Origin of the sequence: Flagellimonas amphidinii, assembly GCF_013090115.1 — a bacterium.
GTDB lineage: Bacteria > Bacteroidota > Bacteroidia > Flavobacteriales > Flavobacteriaceae > Flagellimonas > Flagellimonas amphidinii.
The window spans coordinates 1-15,914 of the sequence record NZ_JABFNN010000017.1 but is presented as its reverse complement, the minus strand read 5'-3'; the positions used below and the strand labels follow the sequence as shown (position 1 = coordinate 15,914).

14 protein-coding genes are annotated in these 15,914 nt (G+C 39.0%); 10 read left to right on the top strand and 4 right to left on the bottom strand.

Annotated features, from left to right (window positions below):
- Positions 1–8 precede the first annotated feature (8 nt).
- From HJC33_RS00480 to HJC33_RS00440, 9 genes are all read left to right on the top strand, one after another.
- On the top strand, positions 9–164 hold the full coding sequence (locus tag HJC33_RS00480; protein WP_116183855.1) for a YqaE/Pmp3 family membrane protein: 156 nt from the start codon (positions 9–11) through the stop codon (positions 162–164).
- A gap of 10 nt (positions 165–174) precedes the next feature.
- The gene (locus HJC33_RS00475) at positions 175–912 is read left to right on the top strand and encodes a hypothetical protein (RefSeq protein ID WP_171656825.1); all 738 of its coding nucleotides are present in this window, start codon (positions 175–177) and stop codon (positions 910–912) included.
- A 32-nt stretch (positions 913–944) separates the two neighbouring features.
- Positions 945–1,661, top strand: a complete 717-nt coding sequence (gene lipB / locus HJC33_RS00470) for a lipoyl(octanoyl) transferase LipB (protein WP_171656824.1) — start codon at positions 945–947, stop codon at positions 1,659–1,661.
- Positions 1,662–1,992: 331 nt separating this feature from the next.
- A complete protein-coding gene (locus HJC33_RS00465; RefSeq protein ID WP_216366621.1) occupies positions 1,993–3,870 on the top strand; it encodes a sialidase/neuraminidase family protein in 1,878 nt (625 codons plus the stop codon).
- A gap of 182 nt (positions 3,871–4,052) precedes the next feature.
- Entirely contained in the window at positions 4,053–4,826 is a 774-nt protein-coding gene (locus HJC33_RS00460; protein WP_171656823.1) for an alpha/beta fold hydrolase, read from the top strand.
- A gap of 39 nt (positions 4,827–4,865) precedes the next feature.
- Positions 4,866–5,696: a helix-turn-helix domain-containing protein gene (locus tag HJC33_RS00455; RefSeq protein ID WP_171656822.1), complete on the top strand. Its 831-nt coding sequence runs from the start codon at positions 4,866–4,868 to the stop codon at positions 5,694–5,696.
- 125 nt (positions 5,697–5,821) lie between these two features.
- Complete coding sequence (locus tag HJC33_RS00450; RefSeq protein ID WP_171656821.1) at positions 5,822–6,220, top strand: GlcG/HbpS family heme-binding protein; 399 nt, start codon at positions 5,822–5,824, stop codon at positions 6,218–6,220.
- A gap of 154 nt (positions 6,221–6,374) precedes the next feature.
- Positions 6,375–6,953: a Crp/Fnr family transcriptional regulator gene (locus HJC33_RS00445; RefSeq protein WP_171656820.1), complete on the top strand. Its 579-nt coding sequence runs from the start codon at positions 6,375–6,377 to the stop codon at positions 6,951–6,953.
- A gap of 73 nt (positions 6,954–7,026) precedes the next feature.
- The gene (locus tag HJC33_RS00440) at positions 7,027–8,049 is read left to right on the top strand and encodes an aldo/keto reductase (RefSeq protein WP_171656819.1); all 1,023 of its coding nucleotides are present in this window, start codon (positions 7,027–7,029) and stop codon (positions 8,047–8,049) included.
- A 49-nt stretch (positions 8,050–8,098) separates the two neighbouring features.
- Here HJC33_RS00440 and HJC33_RS00435 read toward each other — a convergent pair whose 3' ends face one another.
- The 4 genes from HJC33_RS00435 to HJC33_RS00420 form a co-directional block, all read right to left on the bottom strand.
- On the bottom strand, positions 8,099–8,782 hold the full coding sequence (locus HJC33_RS00435) for a TapB family protein (protein ID WP_171656818.1): 684 nt from the start codon (positions 8,780–8,782) through the stop codon (positions 8,099–8,101).
- 2 nt (positions 8,783–8,784) lie between these two features.
- On the bottom strand, positions 8,785–10,116 hold the full coding sequence (locus HJC33_RS00430) for an OmpA family protein (protein WP_171656817.1): 1,332 nt from the start codon (positions 10,114–10,116) through the stop codon (positions 8,785–8,787).
- 129 nt (positions 10,117–10,245) lie between these two features.
- Positions 10,246–12,693, bottom strand: a complete 2,448-nt coding sequence (locus HJC33_RS00425; protein WP_171656816.1) for a ribonuclease HII — start codon at positions 12,691–12,693, stop codon at positions 10,246–10,248.
- Positions 12,694–12,721: 28 nt separating this feature from the next.
- Positions 12,722–13,318 carry a ribonuclease HII gene (locus HJC33_RS00420; RefSeq protein ID WP_171656815.1) on the bottom strand — a complete coding sequence of 199 codons (597 nt, stop codon included), beginning with the start codon at positions 13,316–13,318 and terminating at the stop codon, positions 12,722–12,724.
- A gap of 111 nt (positions 13,319–13,429) precedes the next feature.
- Between HJC33_RS00420 and HJC33_RS00415 the strand changes: the two genes are divergently transcribed.
- A complete protein-coding gene (locus HJC33_RS00415; protein WP_246245448.1) occupies positions 13,430–15,733 on the top strand; it encodes a putative porin in 2,304 nt (767 codons plus the stop codon).
- Positions 15,734–15,914 lie beyond the last annotated feature (181 nt).

Genomic DNA, 15,914 nt, shown 5'->3' with positions numbered 1-15,914 from the left:
ATCAAACCATGAGTTTTTGGAGAGTTTTATTGGCTATTATTTTCCCTCCCCTGTCCGTCATCGGAAAAGGTTGTGGTTCTTTTGTTATTGTGTTACTTTTAACCCTATGTGGATGGGTGCCCGGAGTAATAGGAGCACTTGTCATTTTAAATAACACTAACTAAAAACGACCACATGAGAAAAATCCAAATCTTGGTAGCGGCGTTCGCCATTGCCCTAACATCGTCATGTAATTTTACAGAGGAAATCTTTTTAGAAGAAAACGGTTCTGGCAAGCTGTCCATTAATTTTGATGGATCTGAATTGATGGAAATGGCGGGTGAGGAGATGATGAAGACCGAAGAAAAAGCTGTGGATTCCCTAATTTCATTCAAAGATCTCCTAGAGGAGAAAAAAGATAGCATTGCGCAATTACCACCAGAGGAGCAGGCCAAATTGAAACGTTTGGAACCTTTCAATATGCATATGGTCATGAATCCAGAGGAAAAAGTGATGAAATTTGACCTTTTCAGCGATTTCAAGGAAATCACCGAGGTTAATGATGCCTTCAATGCCTTTCAAGGAGCAAGCTTGTTGGGTCCCAATACAGGGCAACAACAACCGTCGGTGGGTTCGGGGGAATCTACTTCTGAGGTGACCTATTCTTTCAAAAAAAATACCTTCACCAGAACAGCAAAAATTTTGGATGAGGAAATGTTCCAACAAAGTTTGGACAGTATGCAAGGTGCCGAAATGTTCCTTTCAGGGTCTACCTATACTTTAAAATATCATTTTCCAAGAAAGGTGAAATCTGCCAATGTTGAAGGGGCCACCTTCAGTGCCGATGGTAAAACCATGTTTTACGAAGTAGGTTTTCTGGAATTGATGAAAGACCCATCTGTATTGGATTTGGAGGTGGAACTGGAAGACTAGTTTAGGGGCAAAGAGCTTTGTATCTTTGCACCATGAACAAAAAAGTTGCTTTTCAAGACTTAGGACGGCGAGATTACAAGGAAACTTGGGACTACCAAGAACAGTTGTTCCGTAACATTGTTGATGTGAAAATAAAGAACAGAAGAGAAGCGGCCAACCTAGAAACCCCTAACCATTTTCTTTTTGTGGAGCACCCTCATGTATATACCTTGGGGAAAAGTGGCGACATCAATAATTTATTGGTGAGCGAAGCACAACTGAAACAAAAGGAAGCGTCCTTTTACAAAATTAATAGAGGTGGGGACATTACTTATCATGGCCCTGGGCAGATTGTAGGCTACCCCATCTTGGACTTGGACAACTTTTTTACCGATATCCACAAGTACTTGCGGTTTTTAGAGGAGATGGTCATTTTGACCTTGGCGGAATATGGGCTTGAAGGCCAACGCTCCGAAGGGGAGACCGGGGTTTGGCTGGATGTGGGCACCCCATTTGCCCGAAAAGTATGTGCCATGGGTGTGCGGGCCAGTCGCTGGGTGACCATGCACGGCTTTGCACTAAATGTGAATACCGATTTAGGTTATTTTGACTTCATGGTTCCTTGTGGTATTAAAGACAAGGCAGTGACCTCTTTGAATGTGGAGTTGGGCAAAAAAGAAGTGGATATGGAAGAGGTGAAGCAAAAACTGCTAAAACATTTTCAAACCCTTTTTGAAAATGAATGGGTCAAGGAAAAAATGGAGGGATAAGCCTCCATTTTATTTTGAAGCAAAGCAGTTATGGCCAAAAGGTCTCGATGCCAAATTCCTTTGGAATTTCACTCGACCTGACACCATTTCCCTGAAAAATTGTCGATTCGAGTGATCTTACCTTTAAAAGGGCTTGTTGAACCCTAGGAAAACTGTATCGGGAATCATTTTTCAAAAAGTTTAAATCACTCCTTATAAAATATGATGAGGTATTTCAATCCATATGGTTTGGGTTTTGATGGAAAAGAGATAACTTTCCGTCTTCAAAAAATAGAATAGGGAATAACCAAGTAACCAAACCAAAATGATTGTAAAGCACAAAATCCAAAAAATGAATTTTCCTTCACTTTTAAAGGCCGTGGATCCAAAATTTTTGGTAGTTCTGGTTGTTTTACATTTTCAAATAACAACGGCACAGACCGGGAGTACTTCAGAACCCATCCGTTATATGGAAGGGGTGCATATTGACCGATTTTCCCACGAGGCTGGTTTGCGATATGCCATGGGAGTGGAAAATATCCAGACCGTTAGGGCCAACCGAACCCATCCTGAACTGAGTGACAATTTTGGCTGGACCTATAGCCATGCTTCCAACCTGGCCTATTGGAACGGTCAATTCTATCAACAGTACATCAGTGGCGAATCCGACGAGCACATTGCGCCCGTGCAGACCATGTTGACCACGTCCAAAAATGGAAGGGACTGGAGCTTTCCCCAAGTGATCTTTCCTCCATACAAAGCTCCCGAAGGGGTGGAAATTCCCGAAGGCTCCACAGGGTACATGATGCATCAACGAATGGGGTTTTATGTGGCGCCGAACGGCCGATTGTTGACCTTGGCCTTTTATGGCCATACTGAAAATCCCTTTAGGGAAAATGGTATTGGCCGGGTGGTTCGTGAAATTTATAAAGATGGAAAGATGGGCCCGATTTATTTTATTCGGTACGATAGTCAAACCGGCTGGAACGAATCCAATACATCTTACCCATACTATAAAAAATCCAAGGACAAAGGGTTTGTAGCGGCTTGCGACGCATTATTGGGCAATACCTTAATGACCTTACAATGGTTTGAAGAAGATAATGGTGATGATGGCTTTTATTCGTTCACTAAATCGAAACAAGCGTTCAATTGGTACGAGCGCAAGGATGGAAAGATCGTTGGATTGTGGAAGAAATCCTTTGCGGCCCTTTCTGAAGACGGCGGCAAAACCTTTTCAGACCCTGTAAAGGTGAATACTTTTGTAATGTCCGGCGGTAAAGTGTGGGGCCAACAAACCGAAGATGGTAATTATGCCATTTCGTACAACCCCATAGATCAGACCCAATATCGCTTCCCCATGGCCGTTGCCACGAGTGAGGACGGAATTTTGTATGACAATTTGTTGTTGGTACAGGCCGAAGTTCCGGCAAGACGTTTTACAGGTAGATGGAAAGATTTCGGCCCCTGTTATATGCGCGGCATTACCCCGGGGAATGGAAACCCTCCGGGCGATGACATGTGGATGACCTACAGTATGAACAAGGAGGATATCTGGATATGCCGAATCCCGACCCCCATCAAATATGAGGTCAAAGAAGACGTCAAGGACGATTTTGAAAACATGGCGATAGGTGGAAACATAACCGATTGGAACACCCATTCCCCCAAGTGGGCAAAAATAGGATTGGTCAAGGAAAGCAATGGCAACCAATGTATGCAGATGGATGATAGTGATCCCTATGATTACAGTCGGGCTATACGTGTTTTTGAAGAAGGAACAACGGCCACGATAAGCTTTAAAGTCAAGGCGGTGGCTATTGATACCACCCAATTTGATATCGATATCGCCGACCGGTTTGGCAACAGGCCCGTGCAGTTGTCATTTGCCAAGGACGGTTACATTAAAGCGGTGGAAGGCGCAAGCATGAAAAGCTTATTAAAATATGATGCCGAAAAGTGGTATGACTTCAAAATTGAATATGATGTTAAAGGCCTAGGGAATTATTCTATTTCCATTAATGATACAGTGATGACCGAAAATATTCCGGCAACGATGGCGGTAAAATCTGTGGAAAGGATTTCATTTAGAACAGGTGCTTACAGAAATTTGCCAGACAGAAAGACTCCTAATGAAACCAACGATCCTCCATTACAAGGGGCGGATGGAAAGCAAAAGCTCACCCGGTTTTATGTTGATGATGTGTTTGTGTCATCAAAGGTGGAGTAGAAGGCAATAGAGATTCACTTTATATCGTCATTTTTTACGTTGGATTTATCAACTCTTTAGGGTTGGGTTGTTCAATAGAGTCAAAATTTTAGTATAAAAATATCTAACTTCACGGTTGTAGGATAACGGTATCTAAAACAGAATAGTTTTTTGATGGTTTTGTACTGTGAAAAATAAGAGAATTGCAGATTCACATTCGGCATAAATTGTTCATTAGAACCAACCAACTAGATAAGGAAAGGCAATCTATATGGTTTTTGCACGGATTTGCAGATTCTGGACTAGTCTACCAAGAAGCATTTGAATCATCCCTTAATGATGATTTTAATCTTTACGTAATTGATTTGCCAGGCTTTGGCGTGAGTCCATTAAATAAGGAATACATATCCATAAGAGAGCAAGCTGACCTAGTAACAAAAATAATTGAGGAAGAGGCACTCAATAATCAAAAGGTGAGTATAGTTTCACACTCCTTAGGTTCATTGATTGGAACGTGGATTTGTCAAAATTTAAAAGAGAACATCAACTATTTTTTTAACATAGAGGGTAATTTGACCAAAGCTGATAGTTATTTCTCAAGTAAACCATTAAATTTCAAAACAGCTTATGAGTTTGCTGAATCCTTCGAAAAGGAAATTTTTGAGATTGCAAAATCGGATGAAAGATATAGAAGATACTACAGCAGTCTAAGATTTGCAGATCCAGAAGGAATGAGAAATTGGAGTTTAACCAGTCAGGAACACATTAATGGTAATAAATCTGGGATGGAATTCAAAACATTGACCTGTAATAAAGTATATATATGGGGAGATGTGGATACTCCTCATGAAACACAAAAATTCCTTTTAGAAAATGTAATCCCGAATCAATTGTATAAGGGAGTTGGCCACTGGCATATGGTGGAAAATTCAGAGCAATTGTATAACGGAATAAATAAAAAAATTAAATCGGTGTAACACAATTGCCAATAGTTAGATTATAAGTAGAAGTAGTTGATGCAAATAACAAACATTCCCGAAATTTATTTCAAGCACAAAAAGGAAAACCCAGATGTGTTTGTTTACGACCTTAAAATGACCAAAGACGTGGTCAAAAGCAAGGTGATTTTAGGAATGAACATGTTTAGTTTTTTACAAGTTGGAAAAAAGCAGATACACTTTGCAGGAAAAGCCGTAGCGGTGGACAAGGACCAATCATTATTACTTAAAAAAGGTAATTGGTTGTGGACAGAGCTGCTGGATACAGAGGCCATTTATTATTGCAAACTCTTCTTCTTTTCCGAAAAAAAGCTGCTGGGTTTTTTAAAGAAACACGCTAAAGTCAATGACTCGGTTGAAGAAGTGCCATATTTTATCATAAGGAATGACGCCTATATTACCTCTTTCCTAAATTCACTATCAACAATTAATGGTGCGCCAACCATATTTATGGAGAATTTACTTTCGGTAAAGTTTGAAGAACTCATGCTTTATCTCCTTCAGAAATACGGTAGAAAATTTGAACACTATCTGCATTCCTTGATCAAAAAAGAAAGCTCTCCATTGAAACGAATAGTTGAGAGCAAAATACATTCCAACTTAAAATTGGAGGAAATGGCCTTTTTGTGCAATATGAGTTTATCCACTTTTAAGCGGCACTTTATCAAAGAATATAAAGTTTCGCCTGGGAAATGGTTAAAGGATAAGCGACTTCAAAAAGCAAAAGAGTTGTTGGAAGAAGGCAACTTAAAACCTTCGGATATTTATACGGATTTTGGATACAATAATCTTTCAAACTTCAGCATAGCTTTCAAGAATAAATTCGGAGTTAGTCCTAATCAAATTTAGCGCTAAGCATAAGAAGGCAAGCTTGACCTTTTTTCATAAGTTATTGAACTGTTTTGGTAACCCGCTGTAATGCTTGACGCTATACATTTGCGCCACATCATTGACAACATTAAAACAGAAAAATTATGGACATAACATTGGCACAAGCTGAAAAAATCATTTCAGTAGCAAAAGAAAAATCAATAGAATTAGACACTAAAATGAACATTGCAATTGTGGATGCAGGGGCAAATTTGGTAGCATTCGGTCGTATGGACGGAGCATGGTTGGGTTCACTTGACATCTCAATCAAAAAAGCTAAAACCGCTCGTTTTTTCGATATGAATACTGGCATCATAGGAGAGTTGTCACAACCAGGAGGTTCTTTATACAATATTGAACATTCCAATGGTGGTTTGATTACATTCCCAGGAGGTGTACCTATTAAAAATGAGGCTGGGGAAATTATTGGTGCCATCGGTGTAAGTGGAAGTACTGTGGAAAATGACCATGCTGTTGCTGAAGCGGGGGCTGCTGCTATCTGAAAAATACACTATTATTAATATAGCATGGGGATAATTACTTGTAATTATCCCTTTTTCTTTTTTAAGACGCGGATATTTTGAACGTCAAATGTTTAACTTCACATGTGGAATCTCAAAATAGTTGTTAGTCACACAATGTGAAGAAATCCATATCATGGACGAAAGAATACAAGTTCTAATTAAACACCTTTCCCGATATATTCAACTTAATGAAAAAGATGTTGAAAGTATTAGCCGGCATACAATAATTAAGGAGTACGGCAAAGGAGATTTTTTAGTCGAGTCGGGCAAGGTTTGTCAGTATGAGAACTATATTCTTGAGGGATGCACATATACCTATTTGTTGGATGCGGATGGAAAAACACATGTGCTGAGATTTGCCATTGAGGATTGGTGGGCAACGGACCTAGGAAGTTTTATCAATCAAGAACCGGCAAATTTTAACGTGAAATGCTTAAAGAAAACAGTGGTGATTCAATTTTCATACGATGCGTTGGAACAATTGTATGCCCTTGTGCCGCCATTGGAAAGGTTTTTTAGGATTGCCACACAAAAAGCGTTCGCTCATGGTCAAAAAAGAGTTGCCCAGAACTTAAGTCTTCAGGCCAGGGACAGATACCAACTTTTCTTGAAACAGTACCCCAAAATAGGGCAGACTGTCCCTGATTATTTGATAGCTTCTTATTTAGGGGTGACCAAACAGTTTCTAAGTAAGATTAGATCGGAAGGCTAAAATAAATTTGTTCATCTAGGTGAACTTTTTTCTGCCCTTTTGTAGAGATTTTTGCCCTTTATTTCAATTTTACATGAATTTCAGACAAATAGGTAAAAGCGGTTTGATTACATCAGATATTACATTGGGAACAATGATTTTCGGTGAGAAATCCGGTCGCTCCACTCCTGAAAAAGAAGCGTTGCACATAATTGATCAATATATTGACCAGGGAGGCAATCATGTTGATACAGCAGATATTTATGCAGATGGACAAGCTGAAACAATTATTGGGAAAGCTTTGACAGGCAAAAGAAAAGATGTGGTTTTGGCAACAAAAGTAAGGCACCGAACCGGAGTGAATCCAAATGCAGAAGGTTTATCAAGGCACAATATTATAGAAGGAGTTGAAAGTAGTTTGCGAAGGCTTCGTACAGATTATATTGATTTACTGTACATACATTGTTTTGACCCCATAACTCCGTTTGAAGAAACCATTCTAGCATTGGAAGATATGATTAGAAGTGGTAAAGTAAGATACATTGGGGTTTCTAATTTTAAAGCATGGCAATTAATGAAGATACTACACCTTAGTGATGTGCTAAAAGCAAATTCCTTTATTGCGGCCCAGTACCAGTATAGTTTGGTGAGGCGTGACATTGATCATGAGTTTATGGATATTTTTAAGTATGAAGGTTTAGGGCTGCTGCCTTGGGGACCTTTAGGAGGAGGTTTTCTAACGGGGAAATATGACAAGTCCAAGCCAACCGTTGGTAGAATTTCAAATAGTGACGCTACTTCTGAAGAGGCTTGGGAACGTCGAAATCTGGATAAAAACTGGTTGATCGTGGATGAACTCAAACAACTCGCAAAAGTTTATGGGGCAACCCCTTCTCAAATAGCAATTGCCTGGCTATTGGCAAAAGAAGCTGTTTCCTCGGTGGTCATAGGGCCTAGGACTTTAAATCAACTGAAAGATAATATGGGTGCGACCCATATAAAACTAGCGGCTAACGACTTTAAAGCACTAAACAACCTAAGCGCTTTAGAAGAAATGTATCCCTATAGATTTATTGAGCAATATGGGCAAAGAAATTTATCTGAATTGAAAAGATAAGGTAGTATACATACTTCCCAATTACATTAAAACGCTAAACAATTTTACCTTATCGCTCATAGGAAGTCAGCAGGCTAATACTTCTCAGTTTTCCACCTTCCTTGCTGTAGTCTTCGGTTTTTACCATGCCTACATCTTCTGATAGCCATTGTTTGGTATAACCCATGTTCTTGATGCCCATCTTCATCTCAGAAGTGTAACTTAGGATAATGCAGGGAAACTCACCTGCTGGGGTAGTAATGGTCTCTTCACCAATAACGGTTCTATTGCTCATTTTAATGGTAGAGGTCATAGCAATTGGTGCTCCAGTAACAGTTATTGCCATTTCAGCATCAGGGAGCACGTCGCCAACATTAAGATTGTTGGGTAAATAGATATTGTTTCCAGTTATGTCCACATCCATATTCCCAAACCTGCTGGTCATACTTGAGCTCATCAGTGACTTAAAGTCTATGGAAACCCCATCCGCTTCGCATTGCATGCCATAGGAAGAATCTCCCAAGAGATTATCTTTTTTATCATACATTTCCATGGTGTATTGCACTTGATCCCCACCATCGTTTTGCACTGCGTAAACCACCTTACCTTCTTTTTTCATTTTATTTCCATAGAGGGTAATTTCAAACCGAGCCCCATCAGAGACAGGGTAATACTTGCTACAATCTGTCTGTGCCAGTATGTTTTGGCAAAAAACTAATCCTCCAAAAAGGAGGGCATAAACCAATTTTTTCATTCTTATTGTTTGATGAATTCTACTCTTCTGTTCTGGGCTTTTCCTTCCGGACTGTTGTTTTCAGCAACTGGTTCGCTTTCACCTTTGCCTTCGGTGGATAATCTGTTAGCGGCCACTCCATATACAGATACTAAAGCATTTTTAACGGATTCTGCCCTTTTTTTGGAAAGAGACATATTGTTGGCATCATTACCATCACTGTCCGTATGGCCAACAATTTTCAAATTGATGGAACCATCTTGCTGCATCACTTGGTAGATTTGCCTGATTATTCCCATGGATTCTGGTTTGATATTGGCCGACCCTGTGTCGAACAAAATGCCATTGGTGGAGATTTTACCTTCTGCGATGAGTTTTCGTCTTAAATCAACTCCACCTTCCGCAATCTTTAGATTGGAGATAAAAACCTGTTCCTTTCCATCTTTGAAACCGTTGACGTGAAACTTCAATGTGTTTAAGATAGAACCTGCTGGTACTAATTGGGGTACATCAATATATTTTACTTCATTTACCCAAAGTCTATAGCGTAGTTTATTTACGGCTATGGATACATGTGGATTGTCCAGAATTTCATCACGTAAATCCGCTTTGACCGTACTTCGTATTTCTCTTTTCCCATTAATTCTATTTTCCACGGTAACACCAATGGCCGCATATTGACAAAACGGAATTTCAGCAAATGCAAAGTTGGAGCCAACTGCAAATTTTTCATCATTACTTAACATGATTTGAAGCTGTGCTGTGGAAGAGGTCTGACGGTCCAATCCTACTGCTGCTATATCAAATTCAATGGTATATTCTTCAGGGAGTTGCGGAGCATTGGGGATATAGTAAATGCTGTAGCCAGATTTAAGCCCTAACCATTTTTGGGGTGAATCACCTAAGGTGACCACATCGCCACCTGCATTGGTATTCCATTTAGATGGGAAATCCCCAATAAATTCGTTGCCAAAGTCATCAAAAAACAACTGTTTGTCGCCCGGCACATAGTCAAATTTACTATATACTTGGATGGACTTAGGTCCAGACGCACTTGATGAGCCTGTATTTTGGGGTTTTTCAGATTGTTCGCCTTGAGTTGTTGGTTCATCACCGGTTGGCTGTGGACTTTGGGGAGTTTTTTTATCACCGCCAGAACCTGGTTCCAAAATACTGTCCAAAGCCTGGTCTGTTTTTTTTGAGGTCTCCTGTTCAACGCGGCGTTCAACAGTTCTTTCAGCTGCTTTTTCCGCTTTTTTTGCAAGCTTTTTAAAAAATTGGGCATTTCCATTTAGGGTACATCCCAAGGCAAACGCAGCAGTAAGTGCGATTTTGCCTATGTTTGAGGTTTTCATTTCTGTAGTGTTTTGATAATGTGCTTCTTACGTTTAAGATGGCACTTAAAAATACAAAAAGAACAGACCGTAATCGAGTATTTTGTATAATTCGTTTAAACCTTTGTATGAGTTGCTGCAAAGCAGGGGTCAATTCATTTTATAGACAATTATGGAATTGTCTTGATCTTTGGCCACAAGTTCCAATTTTTTGTCATTGTCCATATCGGTTAAATCAATAAGGGAATTTCCAAAAACAGGGAAATTTGGAATGGATTTGGCCTGGCTGTCAAATAGATAGATTTTTTGACTTTGAATGTCCGTTACGCTAACATAGATCTTATCGTAGATGTAGAAGATTTTTGGTTGCGTATAAACACCCAAATCCAACTCCACTTTCTTTCCTTTGATGTTTAAAATGTTGTCATCCATGAACACTAAAGTTTTGCTTGTGGCATACATGCCATGGTCTTGACTTAGGTTGAAATTGGTAGCGGTTAATTTACCTTGGGAGTCTATTTGATGCAGCACTCCTTTCTTGTTGGTCAAGGATATCTTGTTTTTATATAGAAATATCCCGTTGCCAGAAAAATTGATTTTTTCTGCAACTTTAATACGCTCCCTGCCCACCCGATGAAGAATCTTTAACATGTTGTTTTCCAATTGAAACACGAGGTAATCTTTATTGGCGATTCTAAAGTGATCTGGAGCAGTCAATATAGCACTTTGGGCTTCGGTAAAAGTGAAGCCGGATACAATTTGAGCCTGATTGTTGTACATAAATACTTTTTTGCCTTGAGTGATGACAAAACGATAGTCTTTTTTACCCTCATAATCAAAAACTGCCAATGGATTGAGATTGCCTCCTTCAAAATTGATTTTGAAAGGAGGTACATCCTCTCCGTTGCGGTCAACGATCATAAATTGATTGTTGGTACAGAAAGCCAGTTGCAAGCGACCGTTTTTATAAATATCAACTTGTTGAATAGGTGGTTGTATCCTTCCTTCCAATTGTTTGGACCAAAGTACTTTTCCTTCCGTGGAAATAAGATAGAGTACATTGTTCTGGTCCTGGACCACAATTTCTTGCTTATTGGTCCGGTGATTTTTTACAAATTGAGGGTCAATGGCAAGGTCAGTATCCAATTCCAAAGTGAAAAGCGGAGTTACAGTATTATTTTGGGCCACTTTTCCAATCTTGGAGGCCATTAAGTTAAAGTGCGCAAAATTATTGTCCGATACCAGTTGAGCGGCAAATGCGTAATCTTTAAGATTTGCTTTTTTCACAGCTTCCGAGAAATCAGGTGCAAGTTTTTGTTCAGAAAAATGCTCAATTCCGGATTCGTTTGAAATAACCAACATGCTGGATTCATTGGCCAAGGCTGTTTTAGCAGTTTGATATACTTCAGAGCCACTGAAAGAAGATGAACTGCGGTGGTTGCTAATAATGGATTGCAATGGCTCGCGCGTTTCCGAAAAAATGAAACTATTGTCCAGAATAGTGCAAAAATTGGCATCAAAATCCTGGATTAAAGGATTAAAGCTATCCGTTAGAAAGTCTTTGTCCTGCAGCTCTAAAATTTCACTGCTTTGATAAGTTTGTGAACCTGTTTTGGCATTGCTTAGAAAATTGGAGAGACTTTCTGTTCCAAAAGAACTCAGGAGCACAGCCTTTTGATCGTTTAGGTGTATGATGCCGACTTCTTCAATAGTATTAAAAAGAGAATCCACAGGTCTGATTCTATCTAAATAACTGTTTTGGTTTTTGGCAAAGACCTGATAGTCGTCAAAAGTGTAGGAAACTATTGCAGATGAGTTTAGAGGTGCATAGAGTGGTGTTTTGCTTGCTAAGGGTGCCGTTCCTTTAAAAAGGTTGATAAAGTTCTTTGTGGAATCCGTTGCCACAGCTACTCCATTAAGATTTATGGCATCAGAATTTGCTGAAAAATCCAGCGATACCCATTCAGAAAAAGGTTTTGTATTCACTTCCTCTTTAGAGGAAAGTAGAGATGGTTTTTCGGACAAGTTCAAAAATAAGGTTGCAGATTTGTCCAAAACGGCAGTCTCATACAGTTTTTTGAGCGTAGGATTTACCGGATTGTTCTTTTGGGTTCGCACCATGTTTTCCAAGAGCATTTGTGAAGAACCCAATATAATGACATCATCGGCCGTAGTGCTAAAAACCTCGTAGTCTCCAAAACTATATTTGGTGATGTTCTTATTCTGGTAGGTAAGGGTTTCTACTGTTTTATTCGCTACATCATCAATGGTATAAAAATCAGGGGTATTGCTTGTAATCAAGATAAAATCGTATTGATTTTTTCCTACTTCGTATATTGCCAAGAGGCATGTGGTTTCAGAAGAAGCATAACTAAGCCCGTCGAGTTTGTCAGCAAGTGTCCTATGAATTGAAAAACTTTCGGTTTGCTCTAAAAAACTATTGTTTTTCAGCTCGCTCTTAAAGTTGGATAAATTGTTGATTTTAAAGATTGCCGTTGCATTTGGTGGTAGGTAACCCAGCGAGGAATCTTCGGTTTTAATTTCTTTTTTGCAGGAAAGAGCAAGTAGTACAGATAAGAGCAGTATCTTAAATCTCATGGTTGAAGTTTGAACAAAGTTAGAACTTTTAGATATCCAGTGTCAACTGTTCTGGAAGCTGACGGAAGCTTTTTCTATGATATTTGGTCAAACCATACTTTTTGATGGCCTCTCTATGCTCTTTTGTAGGATATCCCTTGTTCTTTTTCCAGTTGTACATGGGGAATTCTTCATGAATTTCTGCCATGTATTGGTCCCGATACGTTTTTGCCAGTACTGAAGCGGCCGCAATACTCATATATTTACCATCTCCTTTAATAATGCACTCGTGGGCAATGGAAGGATAAGGTTTAAATCTATTGCCATCAACCAGTATAAAACTTGGGTTTTGATCCATGGTATCCAATGCTCGGTGCATGGCCAAAAAAGAAGCATTCAAAATATTGATTTCGTCAATCTCATCTTGAGATACGTGACAGACAGAAAATGAAACCGCCTCTTTTTCCAAGACAGGACGTAGCAAATCCCTTTTATGCTCAGATAATTGTTTGGAATCGTTCAGCAGCTCATTGGCAAAACCTTCAGGAAGAATAATTGCAGCTGCGGTAACGGGGCCGGCCAAGCAACCACGGCCAGCTTCATCGGTTCCTGCTTCGTTGGGATATTTGTATTGCACTCTCAGCATGGATTCAAATTTATAAAACCTTGGTTAATATGAAGAAGACTCTTAGCCCATCAAACTTTATAAATTTCTTTAGAAACAAAACTTATACCTTTGCTTCACCAAAAACATGGAATGAGGTTTTTATTTTTTGCCCTGCTCTTTTTTATGGGTCAAATGTTGGTTGCACAGCAAGATTCGCTTCCCCTGCCCAAAAAAGTGGATTCAGTAAAAGTGGCTGAAATAGATTCTTTGGGTGTGATAAAGAAGGACTCCATTGTTCTGGATTCATTGGCAAAGGATTCGCTAAAGTCCAAAAAGTTAAAACCGATACATCCTAAAGATAAGAAGGCGGCAAAACAAGACTCCCTTCCCCTGCCCAAAAGATTGGATTCGGTAAAAGTGGCAGAAATAGACTCTTTGGGTGTGATAAAAAAGGACTCCATTGTTCTGGATTCAGTGGCAAAGGATACACTAAAGCCTAAAAAATTAAAACCATTACATCCTAAAGGTAAGAAAGGGGAGAAACAAGATTCCCTTTCGCCGCCTAAAAAACTTAAACCCAAAGGCCCCCCGAAAAAGAAGGAAAAAAAACAAGATTCCATTAGTGTTCGAGACTACAAGATAATTTCTTATGCTAGAGATACCATTTTTTTGGATACTACACTTACCATCCAAAAAGAATACAAATACAATTATATAAGGGAAGATGATTTTGAGCTGATGCCTTTTGCCAACATGGGTCAGCCTTATAATGTTTTAGGGAGGACATTTTCCAAGAATTCGTATTACCCAAAGTTGGGAGCCACAGCTAAACATGCCAATTATTTTGAAGTTGAGGATATCAAGTACTATAACGTTCCCACGCCGATGACAGATTTGATGTTCAAGACTACCATGGAACAAGGACAAATGTTGGATGCCTTGCTGACCTTCAATGTCTCAAGAAGATTTAATATGTCTTTGGCCTTTAAAGGATTTAGGTCTTTGGGGAAATACAGATTTGAACAGGCCGAATCTGGAAATTTTAGAACGACCTTTAATTATAGTTCAGCAAACAATAGATATCTCTTAAGAGGACATATCGCTGCTCAGGATATCGAGTCAGAAGAAAATGGAGGAATTGCCAATCGTGAGCAATTTGAGGATGACCCTGAAGGTGATTTTGAAGATAGGTTTAGGCTTGATGTGAGGTATACCAATGCCAACAATAGAATTTTGGGGAAGCGTTATTTTTTAGACCAACAATTTAAATTGGTGAATAGCAAAAGGGATTCATTGGATAAAAATCCAACCACCTTGACCATTGGCCATGAATTCAACTATGAAACTAAATTTTATGACTTTACCCAATCGGCACAAGATGATGCATTTGGTGATGACCCGTTTTTGACACCGATAGAAGATCGTGCCAGATTGAAGACCATGTACAATAAAGGTGCTGTAGAGTTTTCCAATAAGCTGTTGGGAAGATTATCGGGGAGTGTTGGTCTGTACAATTACAATTACTTCTTCAATAGTTTGTTGATTACAGATGAAGGAACAATCCAAAATAAGTTGGAAGGAGAAGAAATAGTTGTAGGGGGAGCTTATTCCAAAAAAATAGGGCGTTTGTTTATTGATGGCAATGTTGACTATACTGTGTCAGGAGAACTAACAGGAAATAGATTTGATGCTATGGCCAATTACCAAGTGAACGAAAATAATTCCGTTTTGGGGTCAATTCATGTATCCTCTCGAATGCCAGATTTTAATTTTTTGCTCTATCAAAGTGATTATCGAAACTACAACTGGCAGAATTCAGAAACTTTTGAGAAACAACAAGTGCAAAGTATCAAATTTGCCTTTAATTCAAAATTTATTGGGTTGCTGGAAGCTGAATACAGCGCCATTGACAACTATACCTATTTTGCTTCAAATGCCACACAAGAACAGATAGATGCAGGTCAGGAGACAGCATTTATCAAACCATTTCAGGAAACCAGTACCATTAACCACTTACGAGTAAAGTATACCAAAGAATTTAAATGGAGAAAGTGGGCATTGGCCAATACAGTATTGTATCAAGAAATTACGCAGGATAATCAAGTGCTTAATCTTCCACAAGTATTGACCAGGAACACATTGTATTTTTCAAGCGATGTTTTCAAAAAAGCAATGTTTTTGCAAACAGGGGTGAACTTCAAGTATTTTACTTCATATAATATGAATGCCTATAACCCATTGCTGGGCGAGTTCTATATTCAAAACAATGAAGAATTTGGAGCATATCCTTTGTTGGATGTATTTATCAATGCCAAGGTTAGGCAGACCAGGATATATTTGAAGGCCGAACATTTGAATTCCATTTTTTCAGAACCCAAATATTACTCGGCTCCAAACTACCCTTACAGAGATTTTGTAATTCGTTTTGGACTGGTTTGGAATTTCTTTTCTTAAAGTTATCATAACAATCAAATAATTGACAGCTGAAAAACAAGGGTTTACAACTTTAGTTGTTTTTTAGTCAAAAAATAAGCCAAAACTATTTGCGGAGAAAAAATAACCTCTTTATATTTGCACCCGCTTAGCTGATAAGGCTGGGTGTTGACGGAGGGGATATTTGGTCATGAGGGCCAAT